The 15,691-nt window shown below is 72.9% G+C and carries 17 protein-coding genes and 1 tRNA gene; 12 read left to right on the top strand and 6 right to left on the bottom strand.

The window, feature by feature from the left end; all coding sequences use genetic code 11:
• Positions 1-14 precede the first annotated feature (14 nt).
• The 6 genes from ACL02O_RS22585 to ACL02O_RS22560 all read left to right on the top strand — a co-directional run bounded on the left by ACL02O_RS22585 (position 15) and on the right by ACL02O_RS22560 (position 5,362).
• Positions 15-956, top strand: coding sequence for a DUF1906 domain-containing protein (locus ACL02O_RS22585; RefSeq protein WP_412820121.1), 942 nt, complete (start codon positions 15-17; stop codon positions 954-956).
• A 115-nt stretch (positions 957-1,071) separates the two neighbouring features.
• Positions 1,072-1,584: a hypothetical protein gene (locus ACL02O_RS22580; protein WP_412820142.1), complete on the top strand. Its 513-nt coding sequence runs from the start codon at positions 1,072-1,074 to the stop codon at positions 1,582-1,584.
• Positions 1,585-1,669: 85 nt separating this feature from the next.
• Positions 1,670-2,359: a response regulator gene (locus ACL02O_RS22575; RefSeq protein ID WP_412820120.1), complete on the top strand. Its 690-nt coding sequence runs from the start codon at positions 1,670-1,672 to the stop codon at positions 2,357-2,359.
• Positions 2,352-3,851, top strand: a complete 1,500-nt coding sequence (locus ACL02O_RS22570) for a sensor histidine kinase (protein ID WP_412820119.1) — start codon at positions 2,352-2,354, stop codon at positions 3,849-3,851. Before ACL02O_RS22575 ends, ACL02O_RS22570 begins: the two co-directional genes overlap by 8 nt.
• Before the next feature lie 58 nt (positions 3,852-3,909).
• Positions 3,910-4,512, top strand: coding sequence for a hypothetical protein (locus tag ACL02O_RS22565; protein ID WP_412820118.1), 603 nt, complete (start codon positions 3,910-3,912; stop codon positions 4,510-4,512).
• A 151-nt stretch (positions 4,513-4,663) separates the two neighbouring features.
• Positions 4,664-5,362, top strand: a complete 699-nt coding sequence (locus tag ACL02O_RS22560; RefSeq protein ID WP_412820117.1) for a glycosyltransferase family 2 protein — start codon at positions 4,664-4,666, stop codon at positions 5,360-5,362.
• Between the two features lie 16 nt (positions 5,363-5,378).
• Here the strand turns inward: ACL02O_RS22560 and ACL02O_RS22555 are convergent, their stop codons facing one another.
• Both ACL02O_RS22555 and ACL02O_RS22550 read right to left on the bottom strand, forming a co-directional pair.
• Positions 5,379-6,266, bottom strand: coding sequence for a transketolase family protein (locus ACL02O_RS22555; RefSeq protein ID WP_412820116.1), 888 nt, complete (start codon positions 6,264-6,266; stop codon positions 5,379-5,381).
• 2 nt (positions 6,267-6,268) lie between these two features.
• Positions 6,269-6,964: a transketolase gene (locus tag ACL02O_RS22550; protein ID WP_412820115.1), complete on the bottom strand. Its 696-nt coding sequence runs from the start codon at positions 6,962-6,964 to the stop codon at positions 6,269-6,271.
• 46 nt (positions 6,965-7,010) lie between these two features.
• Here ACL02O_RS22550 and soxR point away from each other — a divergent pair, with 46 nt between their 5' ends.
• Positions 7,011-7,475: a redox-sensitive transcriptional activator SoxR gene (gene soxR / locus ACL02O_RS22545; protein ID WP_412820114.1), complete on the top strand. Its 465-nt coding sequence runs from the start codon at positions 7,011-7,013 to the stop codon at positions 7,473-7,475.
• A 4-nt stretch (positions 7,476-7,479) separates the two neighbouring features.
• Here the strand turns inward: soxR and ACL02O_RS22540 are convergent, their stop codons facing one another.
• Both ACL02O_RS22540 and ACL02O_RS22535 read right to left on the bottom strand, forming a co-directional pair.
• A complete protein-coding gene (locus ACL02O_RS22540) occupies positions 7,480-8,454 on the bottom strand; it encodes an NAD(P)H-quinone oxidoreductase (protein WP_412820113.1) in 975 nt (324 codons plus the stop codon).
• Positions 8,455-8,463: 9 nt separating this feature from the next.
• Positions 8,464-8,673, bottom strand: a complete 210-nt coding sequence (locus tag ACL02O_RS22535) for a hypothetical protein (RefSeq protein WP_412820112.1) — start codon at positions 8,671-8,673, stop codon at positions 8,464-8,466.
• A gap of 270 nt (positions 8,674-8,943) precedes the next feature.
• On the opposite strand from ACL02O_RS22535, the gene ACL02O_RS22530 reads away from it, so the two are divergent.
• The 3 genes from ACL02O_RS22530 (at position 8,944) to ACL02O_RS22520 (ending at position 10,163) form a co-directional block, all read left to right on the top strand.
• Positions 8,944-9,030 (top strand) — tRNA-Ser (locus ACL02O_RS22530).
• Positions 9,031-9,219: 189 nt separating this feature from the next.
• On the top strand, positions 9,220-9,495 hold the full coding sequence (locus tag ACL02O_RS22525; RefSeq protein WP_412820111.1) for a hypothetical protein: 276 nt from the start codon (positions 9,220-9,222) through the stop codon (positions 9,493-9,495).
• 134 nt (positions 9,496-9,629) lie between these two features.
• Positions 9,630-10,163 carry a YbhB/YbcL family Raf kinase inhibitor-like protein gene (locus ACL02O_RS22520; RefSeq protein WP_412820110.1) on the top strand — a complete coding sequence of 178 codons (534 nt, stop codon included), beginning with the start codon at positions 9,630-9,632 and terminating at the stop codon, positions 10,161-10,163.
• A 51-nt stretch (positions 10,164-10,214) separates the two neighbouring features.
• Here the strand turns inward: ACL02O_RS22520 and ACL02O_RS22515 are convergent, their stop codons facing one another.
• Positions 10,215-10,925 (bottom strand): class I SAM-dependent methyltransferase, encoded by a 711-nt coding sequence (locus ACL02O_RS22515; RefSeq protein WP_412820109.1) that lies wholly within the window; start codon positions 10,923-10,925, stop codon positions 10,215-10,217.
• Positions 10,926-11,135: 210 nt separating this feature from the next.
• On the opposite strand from ACL02O_RS22515, the gene ACL02O_RS22510 reads away from it, so the two are divergent.
• Positions 11,136-12,941 (top strand): hypothetical protein, encoded by a 1,806-nt coding sequence (locus ACL02O_RS22510; protein ID WP_412820108.1) that lies wholly within the window; start codon positions 11,136-11,138, stop codon positions 12,939-12,941.
• A gap of 29 nt (positions 12,942-12,970) precedes the next feature.
• Here ACL02O_RS22510 and ACL02O_RS22505 read toward each other — a convergent pair whose 3' ends face one another.
• Complete coding sequence (locus tag ACL02O_RS22505; protein ID WP_412820107.1) at positions 12,971-13,753, bottom strand: hypothetical protein; 783 nt, start codon at positions 13,751-13,753, stop codon at positions 12,971-12,973.
• Between the two features lie 336 nt (positions 13,754-14,089).
• Between ACL02O_RS22505 and ACL02O_RS22500 the strand changes: the two genes are divergently transcribed.
• Positions 14,090-15,619, top strand: coding sequence for a peptide deformylase (locus ACL02O_RS22500; RefSeq protein ID WP_412820106.1), 1,530 nt, complete (start codon positions 14,090-14,092; stop codon positions 15,617-15,619).
• Positions 15,620-15,691: the final 72 nt, after the last annotated feature.

The following is a 15,691-nucleotide window of genomic DNA, read 5'->3' as shown; positions in this document are numbered from 1 at the left end:
AGATTCGGGGACTCATGACATCCACCTTCTCGCTGGCCGGGCTGCGCCGTGCGGCCCGGCGGACGCTGGCCGCCACGGCCGCTGCCGTCGTCGGCGCGGGCGCCGCGCTCGCCGTCACCGCCGCCCCCGCCCAGGCGGCCGTCGGGCCGCAGCCCGGCACCTACACCGGCCTCGGCTTCGACGCCTGCACCGCGCCGAGCAGCACCGCCATGCAGGCATGGCGGGCCTCGTCGCCCTTCCGGGCGGTCACCATCTACTTCGGTGGGGTGGACCGGGGCTGCGCCCAGCCCAACCTCACCGCCGACTGGGTCGCCGCGCAGGTCGCGGCCGGCTGGCACCTCGTGCCGATGTACGTCGGACTGCAGGCGCCCTGCCTGGCGACGAGCAAGGCCAGGATCGACCCGGCGCAGGCCGCCGCTCAGGGGCGGTCCCAGGCCGACGACGCCGTCCTCCAGGCGCGGAACCTCGGCCTGCCCCGGGGGAGCGTGCTGGTCTACGACATGGAGGACTACTCCGGCGGGGATGCCGCCTGCACCACGGCGGTCAACACGTTCATGAGTGCCTGGACCATGCGCCTGCACGAGCGGGCTTACCTCTCCGGCTTCTACAGCAGCATGGCGCGCGGCGTGCCCGACCAGGTCGCCGCGTACGGAACGGCCGGCTACGTCCGCCCCGACTACCTGCACTTCGCCCGCTGGGACAACGTGGCGACGGTCGACGACCCGGTCCTCCCGGCCGACTACTGGTCGCCTAAGCGGCGGATGAAGCAGCACGTCGGCCCGCACGACGAGACGTACGGCGGCATCACCATCAACATCGACCGCGACTACCTCGACGTGGCCCCGGTGCCGGTCCCCCGGTTGGTCCACGTCATCGCGACGACTGGGCCGAGGGGGTCTGCCGGGAGCCTTTCCGCGGCCGGCTGTGGCTGTACGGGGACAACGGCACCACGTTGAGCGGCCGGCCCGACCCGGGCGCAACGTCGCACTGCGCGTGCGATTTGCATTCGTGGAATTTCTAAAACCTGCGAGTGACCCATATCACGCCTGGTCAGTGGTCGTTGCACAGGGCATGGACGTGTTCTCGCGAACGTTCCTTCCGGCCGCCGCCGAGACCGGCCTGGCGACCCAGACCGTCAGTCGGCACATACCGATCTTCCGCCGCTGCGTCGGCACCGGCGACGCCACCATCCTGGTCACCCGGTGCAGCCGCCCGGACCACCCGGTCGGCGGTGAGTACCTGATGCTCCTCACCCACCGCCGCCTGGTGGTGACCCGGCAGACCCGGGTGCTGCACCGGCTGCGGCTGCACCTGAACACCGAACTGCGCGAGCTGAGCAACGTCACCTGGAGCCCCGACGCGCGCTCGCAGTGCGTCGAGCTGGCGGCCACCGCGATCGACGGGGTGCGCGAGCGGTTCCTCATCCGCACCCACCACCCGAAGCAGGTGTGGCAGCTCGACGCCCTCCTCAACCACGCCTTCCGGACCCGGCTCCGGACGCCCGCCGAGCGGCTGGTCGCCACCATCGGCGAGTCGTCCGCCTTCGCCCGCCCGGCCGTGTTCCGCCCGGCGCCGGTGCGCTGACCGGCCTGGAGCCCGCGCGGGCTCTTACCGAATCCGAACACTCCCCTGACGTCCCGCGCAGCCGCCGGTCGGTAATCATGGGCCGGTGACCGACAGCGCCCAGCGCGGACTCGTCCTCGTGGTGGAGGACGAGCCGGCCATCGCCGACCTGGTCCGGCTCTACCTGACCCGGGACGGCTTCGGCGTACACCTGGAACGGGACGGGGTGGCCGGCCTAGCCGCCGCGCGGCGACTGCGCCCGGTGGCCTGCGTCCTCGACATCGCGCTGCCCGGCCTGGCCGGTACCGAGATCTGCCGCAAACTGCGCGAGGCCGGCGACTGGACGCCGGTCATCTTCCTCACCGCCCGGGACGACGAGGTCGACCGGATCGTGGGCCTGGAACTGGGTGCCGACGACTACGTGACCAAGCCGTTCAGCCCGCGCGAACTGGTCGCCCGGGTGCGGGCGGTGCTGCGTCGCACGGCCGGCGCGCCGGCCGGGGCCGAGCAGCCCCGGGTGGTCGGCCCGGTCACCCTCGACCCGGCCCGCCGGACGGTCAGCGCCGCCGGCACCCCGGTCCAGCTCACCTCCACCGAGTTCGACCTGCTCGCCCACCTGATGGCCCGGCCCGGCCGGGTCTTCACCCGGGAGGAGCTGCTCGCCGGGGTCTGGGGGTACGCCGCGCACGCGGGCACCCGGACCGTGGACGTGCACGTGGCGCAGGTCCGGGCCAAGCTCGGCCCGGCCAGCGTGATCCGCACCCACCGTGGCGTGGGGTACGCGGCCGATGCCTGAGCCCACCGCGCCGCCCGGGCCCTGGCCGCCGTCCGGGGCGGCCCGGCCGCACGAACCCACCGTCGCGCTGCCGGTGATCGGCCCGCGGCCGGCCTCCCCGCTGCCCCGGCGGCGCCTCACGCACACCCTGACCGCCCGGGCGGTGCTGGTCACCTGCGCGGTGGCGCTGGTGTCGGTGCTGGTCACCGCGCTCGTCGCAGTCCCCCTGGCGGTACGCGGTGCCGAGCGGCGCGACCAGGCGGCGCTGGCCGCCCAGGCCCGGCTCGCCGCCGACGTGCTGCGCGTCCGCGCGGTCCGTCAGCGGGACAGCGCCGGCGACCGGCTGATCCGCCAGCTACGGCAGCAGAACATCGAGGTGTACCTCATCCGCGCCGGCCAGGTGGACCGCCCCGGCCTGCCCCGCCAGGTGGTGAACCGGGTCGCGGCCGGCGGGGTCGTCTCCGGCCGGCGGCTGGTCGACGGGCGGCGGACCCTGGTCGAGGGGCGGGCGCTCACCGGCGGCGACGGCGTGGTGCTGACCCGGGCCGCCAGCAGGGGCCCGTGGCGGCAGGTGCTGCTCAGCCTCTGGCTGCCGTTGCTCGCCGGGCTCGCCGCCGGGGTGGGCGCCGGCCTGCTGCTGGCCCGCCGGCTGGCCCGGCCGATCCGGGTCGCCGCCACCGCCGCCGCCCGGCTGCGGGCCGGGGACCGGGCGGTGCGGGTGCCGGTCGAGCCGCCCGACGAGGTGGCCGACCTGGCGTACGCCCTCAACGGGCTGGCCGCCGCGCTGGCCACCAGCGAGGGGCGGCAGCGGGAGTTCCTGCTCTCCGTCTCGCACGAGCTGCGCACCCCGCTCACCGCCATCCGGGGGTACGCCGAGGCGCTCGCCGACGGGGTGATCGACGCGGACGGGGTGCCGGGCACCGGTCGGACCATGCTGGCCGAGGCCGAGCACCTGGACCGGCTGGTCAGCGACCTGCTCGCGCTGGCCCGGCTGGAGGCCGCCGACTTCCCGCTGGAGCCGGGACCGGTCGACCTGACCCGGCTCGCCGCCGACGCGGAGCGGACCTGGTCCGACCGGTGCGCGGCGGTGGGGGTGTCGTTCCGGGTGGAGACGCCGGACGGGCCGGTGCCCGCGTACACCGACCCGGGGCGGATCCGGCAGGTGGTGGACGGGCTGCTGGAGAACGCGCTGCGGGTCGTACCCCCGGGGGCGCCGGTGGTGCTCGCGGTCCGGCCGGCCGGCGCGGGCCCGGTCGCCGGGGGTGTGGTGGAGGTCCGCGACGGCGGCCCCGGCTTCACCGACGACGACCTGGCGGTGGCGTTCGAGCGCGGCGCGTTGCACCAGCGGTACCGCGGGGTGCGCAAGGTCGGCAGCGGGCTGGGCCTGGCGCTGGCGGCCGGGCTGGTCCGCCGGCTCGGCGGGGAGATCACCGCCGGGCACGCACCGGAGGGCGGCGCGGCCTTCACCGTCCGGCTGCCCGCCGATCCTTACCTGACCCGAACATCGACCTGACGCTCCGCTCGCCGGCGCGGGGGAGGCTGTGGTCACCACGGACGAGAGAGGACAACTGATGGCACGTCAGGGAATCGTCACCGGCGTCACCGCGCTGTTCGCGGCGGCCGCGCTCGGTCTCGCCGGATGCGGGCCCGCCCAGGTCGCGCAGGAGGCGGCGAAGGAGACCGCGGTCGAGGTGGCCGCCGCCATGGGTGCGGACGGCCAGGCGCTCGCCGCGATGGGCTTCGAGGCCGCCGACCTGGACGTGGCTCCGGTCGCCGCCCCGGCCCCGTCGGCCTCGGCCGGGGAGCAGGCCGGCCCGCAGGACAAGCGGGGCGAGAAGGGGCAGGAGTGGCGCAAGCGGCACCGGGCCCGGGTGCTGCTGCGGAAGAACACCCTGCACGGCGAGGTCGTGGTGCAGACCAAGGACGGCGGCACGAAGACCGTCGCCGTGCAGCGCGGCCAGGTGACCGCCATCGACGACAAGTCGGTGACCGTCAAGAGCTCCGACGGCTTCACCATGACCTGGACGTTCGACGAGCAGCTGCGGGTGATCGAGCGGCGTACCACGGTGCAGTCCAGCGACATCAAGGTCGGTACGACGGTCGGCGTGGCCGGCACCAAGGACGGCGACGGCGGTGTGGCCCGGCTGATCGTGGTCCCGTTCAAGCAGCAGTGAGGCGACGAGGGCGGCCGTTCCAAAGGGCGGCCGCCCTCGTTCACATCCGCCTGCGGGAGGACCTTGACAAAGCTCAGGGCGCTGCACTCACCGGTGCGAGGACCAGCCAGGTTACGCTAGGGCGACTTACCGTCGCCACCGTGGAGAACCCGTGAAGCTCTCGATCCTCATGCCGGTCTACAACGAGGAAGAACGCATAGCGGATGCCCTCAAGCAGGCATTGGCGGTGGACTACCCGTGCGAGATCGAGCTCGTCGTTGTCGATGACGGCAGCCGGGACGGCACGGCCGAGGTCCTCGACCGGGTGGACGACCAGCGGCTGCGGGTCATCTCCCACCAGCGCAACGCGGGCAAGGGCGCGGCGATCAAGACCGCCGTCGACAACGCCGAGGGTGAGTACATGGTCATCCTCGACGCCGACCTCGAGTACGACCCGCAGGACATCCCGAAGCTGCTGGAGCCGGTGCTCGACGGCCGGGCGAAGGTCGTCTACGGAAATCGGACCTTCGGCAGCCACAGCGCCTACAGCTTCTGGTACGTGATCGGCAACAAGGGCGTCACCACCGTGGCGAACGTGCTCTACAACTCCTACATCGGTGACCTGGAGACCTGCTTCAAGCTGATGCCGCTGGAGCTGTACCGCTCGCTCGAGATCCGGTCCCGCGGCTTCGGCATGGAGGCCGAGGTCACCGGCAAGCTGCTGCGCCAGCGGATCCGCCCGTACGAGGTGCCGATCAGCTACCGCGCCCGGGGCCGCGAGGAGGGCAAGAAGATCACCTGGAAGGACGGCGTCGAGGCGATCTGGATCCTGGCCCGCGAGCGCGCCCGCCGCCGCCCGGTCACCCGCTGACGCCGTCCCTCCCGTCTCAGCCCGCCGGGGACAGGAACGCGTCGACCGAGCGGCGTAGCCCGGCGGCGTCCAGGCCGTGCCAGCGGTCGTGGTCCTCCGGCGCGCCGTAACGGCGCAGGTCCGTACGGCCCACGCCGAGGCTGAGCAGGCGGTGCGGCCGGTCGGCCAGCGCCTCGCCGACCACCCGGGCCGAGGTGCCCGCCAGGTACGGCTCGACCAGGATCACCTCGGTGCCCGCCAGGGCCCGCAGCCCGGCGGTGTCGAACGGTCGCGGCCGGCGGGTGTACGCCACGGTGACCGGCCGATCGGCGACCGCGGCGAGCGCCTGGTCCAGCAGCGGCCCGACCGCCACCAGCAGCGGCGCCCCCGGCCCGGCGTCCCGGACCACCCGCAGGCCGTCCGCGTCCGGGTACGCGGTCCGGTTGCCGCGGGTGGAGAGCCGCACGTACGCCGAGTCCTGCCGGCCGTGCACCACGCCGCGCAGCACCCCGGGCACCTCGTCCCGGTGACCCGGGACGTGCACCGTCCAGTCGCGCAGCGTGTCGATGAGTGCCACGTCGGCGGGCCCGAGGTGGGTCCTCCCCGCCGCCGCCCGGTCGTACGACGCGCCGACGCTCACCAGTACCGCCCCGACCCCCTGGTGGTCGAGGTCCAGCTTGAGTTGCTCGTACGCCCGCTCCACCAGGAACGGCGCGTAGCTGTGCACGATCGGCCGCAGCCCGGTCAGCGCCAGCCCGCCGGCCACGCCCACCATGAGCTGCTCCCGGATGCCGACGTTGAGCACCCGGTCGGGGTGACGTTCCGCGGCCGGGGCGAACGCGGCGGCGGAGATGTCGGCCAGCACGACGGCGGTCCGCGGATCGTCCAGGAAGGCGGTGGCGGTGGTCACGAAGGTGTCGCGCATGGTCACTCCCCGTTGTCGGTGACGACCGCGACGACGACGTGCGGCCGGTGCTGGTCGTGCCCGGTGAGGGCGGCGTGCAGGGCTCCGTGGTCGCGGCCGTCGACGGCCGCGGCGGTCCACCCGTTGACGGTGAACCGGCTGGCCGCGCCGCCCGGCCAGCCGTGGCTCGCGGACCGGTTGTCCAGCACGATCGCGGTGAGGTTGCCCAGGCCGGTCGCTCCCGCGTAGGCGATCGCCTCGTGGTTGGAACCCTCGTCCAGTTCGGCGTCGCCGAGCAGCACGTAGACCCGGGGATCGGGGCGGCCCTGGGCGCGCAGGCCGAGCGCGGTGCCGACGCCCAACCCGAGGCCGTGCCCCAGCGATCCGGACCCGATCTCCACCCCCGGCACCCGCAGCCGGTCCGGGTGGTCGCCGAGGCGGCTGTCCGGGCCGCCCTGGTCGTCCAGCCACTCCGCCGGCACGAAGCCCTTCGCGGCGAGCAGCGCGTAGTAGCCGGCGACGGCGTGCCCCTTGGAGAGCAGGAAGCGGTCCCGGTCCGGGTCGTCGACCGTCTCGGGGGTGATCCGGAGCACCCGGTCGTAGAGCACCCGGAGCACGTCCAGCGTCGAGTACACGTTCGCGCCGAACTCGCGTCCGGCGCGAACCCGGTCCAGCAGTGCCGCCAGCAGGGCGGGGTCGGTGGCGGTCGTCGTCGTCATGCGGATAGTCTCGAAGTTGAAGCGCACTTCAACTCAAGGCCCTGTGATGCACGAAGCACTCACCATCGGACAGCTCTCCGCGCGCAGCGGGGTGGCCCCCTCCGCGCTGCGCTACTACGAGCGACTCGGACTGCTCCAGGCCGAGCGCACCGGCGGCAACCAGCGTCGGTACGCCCGCAGCGAGCTGCGCCGGGTGGCGTTCGTCCGGATCTCCCAGCAGGTCGGCGTCTCGCTGGAGGAGATCAAGGAGGCGCTGGACTCCCTGCCGTCCTCGCGTACGCCCACGCCGGACGACTGGGCCGCCCTGTCCCGGGCCTGGCGGGAGCGGCTGGACGAGAAGATCCGGCTGCTCGGCAGGCTCCGCGACGACCTGGACGGCTGCATCGGTTGCGGCTGCCTGTCGTTGCAGCGCTGCACCCTCTACAACCCGGGCGACTCGCTGGCCACCGAAGGGCCGGGTGCCCGGCTGATGCTGCCCCGGCCGGCGGAGCCGGACGGCGACGCGGCCTGACCGGTCACCGGACCAGCAGCACCTTGCCCACGTGGTCGTTCGTCTCCACCAGGCGGTGGGCGTCGGCGGCGTCGGCCAGCTTCGCCCGCGCGTGCACGATCGGGCGGACCGTGCCCGCCTCGACCAGCGGCCACACCTGCTCGCGTACGCCCCGGACGATCTCCGCCTTCTCGTCGAGCGGGCGGGACCGCAGCGCCGTCGCGTGGACCGAGGCCCGCTTCGCGAGCAGCATGCCCAGGTCCAGCTCCCCCTTGCGGCCGCCCTGCATGCCGATCACCACCAGCCGGCCGCCGGTGGCCAGCGCCGCCACGTTCCGGGGCAGGTACGCGGCACCCATGATGTCGAGGATCACGTCCGCGCCCCGGCCGTCGGTGACCCGGCGGACCTCCTCGACGAAGTCCTGCTCCCGGTAGTCGATGGCGTGCGCGGCGCCCAGCTCACGCAGCCGCTCGTGCTTCGCCGAACGGGCGGTCACCACCACCGTCGCGCCGAGCGCCACGCCGAGCTGAACGGCGAACGTGCCGATCCCGCTGCCACCGCCGTGCACCAGCAGCGTCTCGCCCCGGGCCAGCCGGGCGAGCTGGACCACGTTCGACCAGACCGTGCAGGCCACCTCCGGCAGCGCCGCGGCGTCCACCAGGTCGACCCCCGCCGGCACCGGCAGCAGCTGCCCGGCCGGCACGGCCACCCGCTCGGCGTACCCGCCGCCGGCCAGCAGCGCGCAGACCTCGTCGCCGACCGCCCAACCGCTCACCCCGGGCCCCAGCGCGGCGACCACCCCGGAACACTCCAGTCCCGGGTACGCGGGCGCGCCCGGCGGCGGCGGGTACTGCCCCTGCCGTTGCAGCAGGTCCGCCCGGTTCACCGCACTGGCCCGCACCTCGACGAGCACCTCGCCGGGGCCGGGCTCCGGGTCGGGCACCTCCGACCAGACGAGGGCCTCGGGTCCGCCGGGTTTCGGGATCGTCATCGCGTGCATGGCCCAGTCTTACCCGATCCGCCCCTCCGTCCACGTCCGGGTCAGGATCTCGTCCACCGTCTCCGCCGGCGTCTGCGCCGAACTGTCCAGCCAGAGCCGGATCCGGGGCGGGTCGGCCCGGAACTCGGCGTCCAGGTCGGCGACCGGCCAGCCGCCGTACCCCTGCTTGGGCCGGCGCCGCTCGCGGGCGGCGAGCACGTCCGCGCGGGGTGCGAGCACCGCCACCGCGAGCGGCCGGTGCCGGATCCGCCCGCCCGCCGATGATCATCCGGCGGAACACATCATCGCGCAGGTGCACCGACCGGGGCAGCCGCCGGGCCAGCTACCCGGCCACTGTGGACTGGCCGGCCGCCATGATTCCGCTGATCAGCACCACTGCCGGCGACTCCCGCGCGAGCCCGTCCTGACAGTGGGGGTGGGACGCCGGCCCGCCCGGAGTGCGGTCCGTGGCAGACTATGCACGGTCGCGTACCCCTCGGGGCGCGTCCGGGAGGGTTCGCCTAGTGGCCGATGGCGCTGGTCTTGAAAACCGGTAAGGCAGCGATGTCTTCGTGGGTTCGAATCCCACACCCTCCGCAAGCAGGCGCGCGCCCTGGCTCGTTTCCGGCTGCAGTTCAGAGAAGTGTCAGTCGCCCGCGATGCGACGGTCTTTGCGGTGTCGCTGACGCGATGCCACCTAGGCGCCGGTGGACCCGGTGATGAGAATGATCGTCAGCATGAGGACGACGAGATCCGCGTCTGCGAGTTGGCGCATGGCGAGCAGGATTGCCGCCAACAGAGAGCTGCCAGCCCAACGGCGGCCTCGACGGCCGACCGATCTTTCGCAGCAGCGGCAACACCTTCCCCCGCGCGCCCATGGGCATCCACCTCAACACCTGGCTCGTCGACCTGCCCTTCGCCAGCGAACGAACCTGGAACATGCAGGTCAACTGGATCTACTCGGTGGCTGGCAAGGCGGTAACCGTGGCGGATGTGCGCCGCGCCGTGGACGGCATCTACCGCGACGGAATCAACTACATCAACACCACCACCCCGCAGTAGGGGGCGATCGGTCCCACGCCATCACCGCGCACGCGGCCGCCGTTCCGTCGACACGGCCGCTTTCGGTTCGTTCGAGGCGGTACAGGGGGTATGAAAGGACGCAGGATTCCGCGCGCACCCGGAAGGACCGCTCGATGACCCTGGAACGACCAATCGCCCCGGACCCGTACGAGCTGCTGCCGACGGTGCCGTCGTTCACCCTGACGAGTGACGACGTGCACAACGGTGAGCCGATGGACGCGCGGTACGCGCACGGCAGCGCCGGCGGTGAGAACGTCTCCCCGCAGCTGTCCTGGTCGGGCTTCCCGGACGAGACCAAGAGCTTCGTGGTCACCTGCTTCGACCCGGACGCCCCGACCGGCAGCGGCTTCTGGCACTGGGTGCTGGTGGACGTGCCCGCCTCGATGACCGAGCTGCCCGGCGGGGTGAAGGAGAGTGACCTGGGCGGCGCCTTCAGCATCCGCAACGACTACGGCGACACCGGCTACGGCGGCGCTGCCCCGCCGCCCGGCGACCGCCCGCACCGGTACGTCTTCGCGGTGCACGCGGTGGACGTGGAGCGCCTCGACGTCGGCAAGGAGGCCAGCCCAGCCTTCGTCGGCTTCAACCTGGCCTTCCACACCCTGGCCCGGGCGGTCATCCGCCCGACGTACCAGATCAAGGAGTGACCGGGTGCGAGGAAGGGCCCCCGGGATCCGGGGGCCCTTCCTCGTACCCGGTCAGGCGGGGACGCGGGCGACCGCGAAGACGGACTGGCCGAACGGCGGCCGGACGGCCTGCTCGGCCGCCTTGGTGGCGGGCAGGACCAGGGTGTCGTAGATCTTCACCATCGGGCCCTCCTTCGGCATCAGCCGGAAGACCTTGGTGGCCATGAAGTAGCCGATCAGGCCGAGCGCGTTCGCGTAGTGGATCTTCTCCACGGTGAGCCCGGCCTCGGTCATCGCCGCGGCGAGCGTCTTCTTGGTGTAGCGCCGGACGTGGCCGGTGGCGATGTCCGCCGGGCTCATCGCGAACTGGAACGCCGGCACGATGATGATCACCGCGCCACCCGGCCGGACCAGGTCGCGCATGCTGCGCAGCGCGCCCACGTGGTCGTCGATGTGCTCCAGCACGTTGTACGACACGGCCGCGCTGTAATCGCCGCGCTCGGAGTGCGGCAGCAGCATCTGCCGGACCTCGATGGCGGGGCGGTCGGCCAGTCGCTCCTTGAGCCGGATCAGCCGGTCCGGGTCCGCCTCGGTGGCGGTGATCCGGGGCAGGTGCTCGGACCACTCCAGGGCGTAGTCGCCCAGGCCGCTGCCGATCTCGATTGGGTTGTCACCGAGGTAGGGCACGGCCAGCTCGACGAACCACCGGCGGTGGTTGACCGCCGTCGCCAGCCCCTCGAGCACCTCCGACTGGACGCGCTGATCCCCAGTGATCTCTGCCATGCGTCGATTCCTCACGATATGACTGACCCGCGCCTGGACCGACAGAGTCAACCATCTGGATGGGCGATGGGGAAATCGGGGCACCGGGGGGTGGCCGAATTGTGGTCGGGGGAGGGCACGCGATCCGCGGTCGGCGAACCCGGCACATAGTACGCCAGTGCCCAGAAATCTGCACGGCCCCGCCATACCCTGACTACGCTCTGAATTGCCATGACTACTCCTTATTCGGACGCCGTCGACGCCGCCGAGGGCGCGTCCGACGAGGGCGCCGGGCCGGCGCGCGGGCGGTGGATCGACCTCGCCGCCCTGCTCAGCTTCGTGCTGCTCGCCTTCTGGGTCACCGCACGGTTCTGGGCGAACCCGGCCGCCGGGGTGCGGGACAACCGGTCGGACCAGGCACAGTTCGAGTGGATGATGGCACACGGTGCGCGGGTGGTGACGCAATTCGCCAATCCGTTCCTCACCGACCGGATGAATGTGCCGGACGGTGTCAATCTGATGGCAAATACGTCCGTATTATCCATTTCATTGCCAATGACGCCCGTCACCGTCGTGTTCGGCCCCCGGTGGGCATTCCTGGCCTTTCTCACCCTCGGCATGGCCGCCACCGGCATCGTGTGGTACTTCGTCCTTTCCCGGGTGGTGATCGGCGCGCGGGGGCCCGCCTGGCTCGGCGCCGGGTTCTGCGCCTTCGCGCCGGCGATGGTCTCGCACGCCAACGCCCACCCCAACATCGTCAGCCAGTTCGTGGTGCCGTTGATCGTCTGGCGGACGCTGCGCCTGGCCGAACCGGGCCGCTGGCTGCGCAACGGCGTGCTGCTCGCCCTGGTGATCGTCTGGCAGGCCTTCCTCAACCTGGAGATCCTGCTGATGACGGCGATCGGGCTGGGCGTGGTCGTGCTCGCGCTCGCCGTCGCACGGCCCGAGCTGCGCCGGGCGGCCCGGCCGTTCTGCGCCGGGCTCGCGGTGGCCGCCGTCCTCTCCGTGGCGTTGCTGGCCTATCCGCTGTACGTGCAGTTCTTCGGGCCCGGCGCCTACCAGGGGCTGTCCCAGCTGATCCGGGGCTACCGCACCGATCTCGCGTCGTTCGTGGCCTGGTCCCGCGAGTCCCTCGCCGGAGACGCCCGGGGCAGCGTGTGGCTGGCCAAGAACGCCACCGAGGAGAACGCCTTCTTCGGCTGGCCGCTCGCCGTCCTGGTGGTGGCGCTGATCTGGTGGCTGCGGCGGAACGTCGTGGCGCTCGCCCTGGGCGGCGCCGGCCTGCTCTTCGCCGTCTTCTCGCTCGGTCGGGAGATCCGTTTCGACGGGCACGACACCGGCATCCCCGCGCCGTGGGCGGTGCTGGAGAAGCTGCCGATCCTGCACTCGGTGGTGCCCACCCGCTGGTCGCTCGCGCTCACCCCGATCGTCGGGATCCTGCTCGCCCTGGGCGTGGAGCACATCCGGCGACTGGCCCGGCGACACCCGGCCGCCCGGCCGCGGATCCGGTTCGCCACCGTCACCGTGCTGACCATGGCGCTGCTGCCGATCCTGCCCACCCCCCTGCCCTCGGTACGCCTCGACCCGACCCCGGTCTTCGTCACCTCCGGGGCCTGGCGGCCGTACGTGGCCGACGGGCACAGCATCGTGACCCTGCCGCTGCCCGACACCACCTACCCCGACCCGCTGCGCTGGTCCGCCGAGACCCGGCTGGGCATGCCGCTGGCACGGGGCTACTTCCTCTACCCGGACACCCGGCCCGGCGAGGGCCGGGTGGCGCTCTTCACCGCCCCGCCCCGGCCCACCAGCACCTTCTTCACCACCATCCGGACGACCGACGGGGTGCCGCCGATCACCCCGCAGGACCGGGTGGCCGCGGTCGACGACCTGCGCTACTGGCGGGCCGGTGCGGTGATCCTCGACTCCCGGCTGCGGCGCGCGGACGCGCTGCGGCGGGGAATGACCGCGCTGACCGGGATCGAGCCGACGTTCACCGGCGGGGTCTGGCTCTGGGACGTCCGCCCGCTGGTGGACTGAGCGACGTCGCCGTATCCCGGCCGGGAGGATCAGGACGGGCGGAGGCAGCAGCCCTGGCAGATCTTCGGCCGGGGCAGGGTGAAGGCCAGGCAGCAGGTGCGCCGCTGCACGGTCGGCTCGCCGGCCGGGCCGGGCACCAACTCCACCAGGTCGGCCAGGTCGAGCGTGTCCAGCAACGTCCCGATCGTCCCGGCGGCGGAGCCGGGCAGGGCGTCCGAGGCGCGCAGGATGCCGTGCGAGATGCCCGAGGCGACCGAGCCGAGCAGCGTACGGGTGCCGAGCCGCACCTCGGTCTGGATCGCCGCGATCAGCGGCGCGAAGTGGGCGTCGAGCAGCGAGGCGCGCAGCGCGCCGAGCAGCGCCGCCTCGTCGGCGACCACCCGTACGTCGGGGTGGCCGGCCAGCGCCAGCGGATCACCGGGCAGCACGGCGACCGTGGTCGACCCGCGCAGGCCCAGGGTGAGCAGTTGGTGGTGGTCCTCGAAGTGGACCAGGACGTCGGCCGGGTCGAGCAGCGGCACCCGCCGGGCCGAGGCCCAGCCGAGCACCGCCGGCAGTGCCGTCCAGTAGCTGTACGACTTCCAGGCCAGCGCGGCGCAGGCGTGCGGCGTGCCCCCGAAGCGCCGGGTTGCCGCGCGGAGGAACTCGGGCAGCAGCGTGCCGTCGATCAGCCGGGTCGCCGGGGACCAGCGGGCCTCGCCGGCGGTGACCAGCAGGCCGGGCGCGAGCCCGGGCAGGTCGTCGGTGCCGAACATGGCGCGCAGCGTGCCGGTGACCGGGGCGAGCGGCGCGGCGGCGTCCCGCCTCGGCATCACCGCAGTCACCTTGATCCGTCCCCTGTCTGGTGGTCCCCACCGGTCGGCGTCTCTCATCGGCCCAACTAAGGCTAGCCTAACCAGAGCTCCCGGTCGGGGGAAGTCACGTCCGGGGGTGGTGGGGTGAGGTTCCGGTCACTCCGCCGACCGGTCGCCGCGTGCCGCGTACTACCCGGTCGGGTGGGCGGGAAACGCCGCCGGATGAGTCGGCAGGCTGCGCAAGCATCGACGTCTACCGCTTAATTGTCAAGGTGAGTGTCGAATACGAGGCAGTTTCCGTACACGTTCGGCCACTTAACGTGAAAATGGTGCTCCCGCGTACGAGGAAGCCCGATGTCGACCTCACCCATCGAGCGTGCCGCCGACTCGTTCGCGGCCGAGCTCGCCCGCCACCGGACCGGCCGAGGACTGTCCAAGAAGCAGTTGGCGACCCTGATGGGTTTCGACCCGTCGTACGTCAGCCACGTCGAGGGGCGCCGCCACCGGCCAACCGAGGACTTCGCCCGCCGGGCCGAGGCGGTCCTGGAGGCCAGCGGCGCGATCTGGCAGCGCTTCCGCGAATACGACGAACTCCGGCACGGCCGCTCCGCGGGCATCCACCGCGAGCCGGCCGTCCCCGGCCAGTGGCTGCCGCCCGGCACCGGCCTCGTGGTCGAGCGGGAATCCGCCAACCTCACCTACACCGACGAGGGTTACCACTGCGTCATCCGGCGCGAGCTGTACAACGCCGGCACCGAACCGGTCACCCGCTACCTGATCCGGGTCGCCGTGGACCGCTACCCCAACGACCCGGGCCGCTCCAACCGGCACCACCGGGAGCACCCGCTCACCTTCGCCGAGCTGCAACTGACGGCGTACCGGTACGACGGGAGCGCGCGGGAACCGATGCACTGGCGGGCCAAGCACGACCGGGACGCGTTCAAGGAGATCTGGCTGCTGTTCGAGAACTCCGAAGGCCGCTTCCCGCTCTACCCCGGCGACCGGGTCACCATCGAGTACGCGTACCGGGTCGGCTCGGACAAGTGGGGGCCCTGGTTCCAGCGGGCCGTACGCCTGCCCACCCGGCATCTCGCCGTCCGGCTCGACCTCCCCGCCGACCTCGACCCAAAGGTATGGGGGGCGGAAACCTCACTCTCCTCCTCTGAGGGGCCGCTGCGTACCGCGATCCAGCGACGCGACGGGGGCGAACGGGTGATCTTCGACTGGGCGACCGAGGACCCGCCGCTGAACGCCCGCTACCGGATGGAGTGGCGGTTCCGCAGCCTGCCGCCGGAGACCGAGCCGGACGGCCCCGGACCGGGCGTCCGGGTGCGGGCCAGCGACCGGATGCGCGGCATCGGCATCGTGCAGCGCGGCCACGACCTGCTCCGCCAGCCCGCCCGCCAGTTCGACCTGCCCCGCGAGGAACGCGTCGCCCGGGAGGTCGTCGAGCGGCTCTCCGCCGTCCTGGCCCGCCTCGACGAGCTGCACCCGTTCACCAAGGGCGTCGGCATCGCCGCGCCGCAGCTCGGGCACGGCGGGGCCGCCGCGCTGGTCCGCCCCGCCGACCGGACCGCCGAGCCGGTCGTCCTGCTCAACCCCCGAGTGGTCGACACCGCCGCGGAGACCGACGAGCAGTACGAAGGCTGCCTCTCCTTCTTCGACCACCGCGGCCTGGTGCCCCGGCCGCTGCGGATCGACGTCGAGCACGCCCAGTGGGACGGCAGCCGCGTGATCACGTCCTTCGAGTACGCGATGGCCCGGCTGGTCGCCCACGAGATCGACCACCTGGAGGGACACCTCTACGTCGACCAGATGGCACCCGGCGTGCCGCTGGTCCCGATCGAGGAGTACCACGACACCGGTCACCCCTGGCGCTACTGACAGCACCGGAAGATTCCGGTACGCAGGCCGGTTGCCGGCCCGACCCGCGTACCGGACGAACGGAGGGCCGGG

Origin of the sequence: Micromonospora mangrovicola (assembly GCF_047200535.1) — a bacterium.
Lineage (GTDB): Bacteria > Actinomycetota > Actinomycetes > Mycobacteriales > Micromonosporaceae > Micromonospora.
Note: the sequence above shows the minus strand (reverse complement) of the source record. Positions and strands in the feature narration are given on the sequence as shown.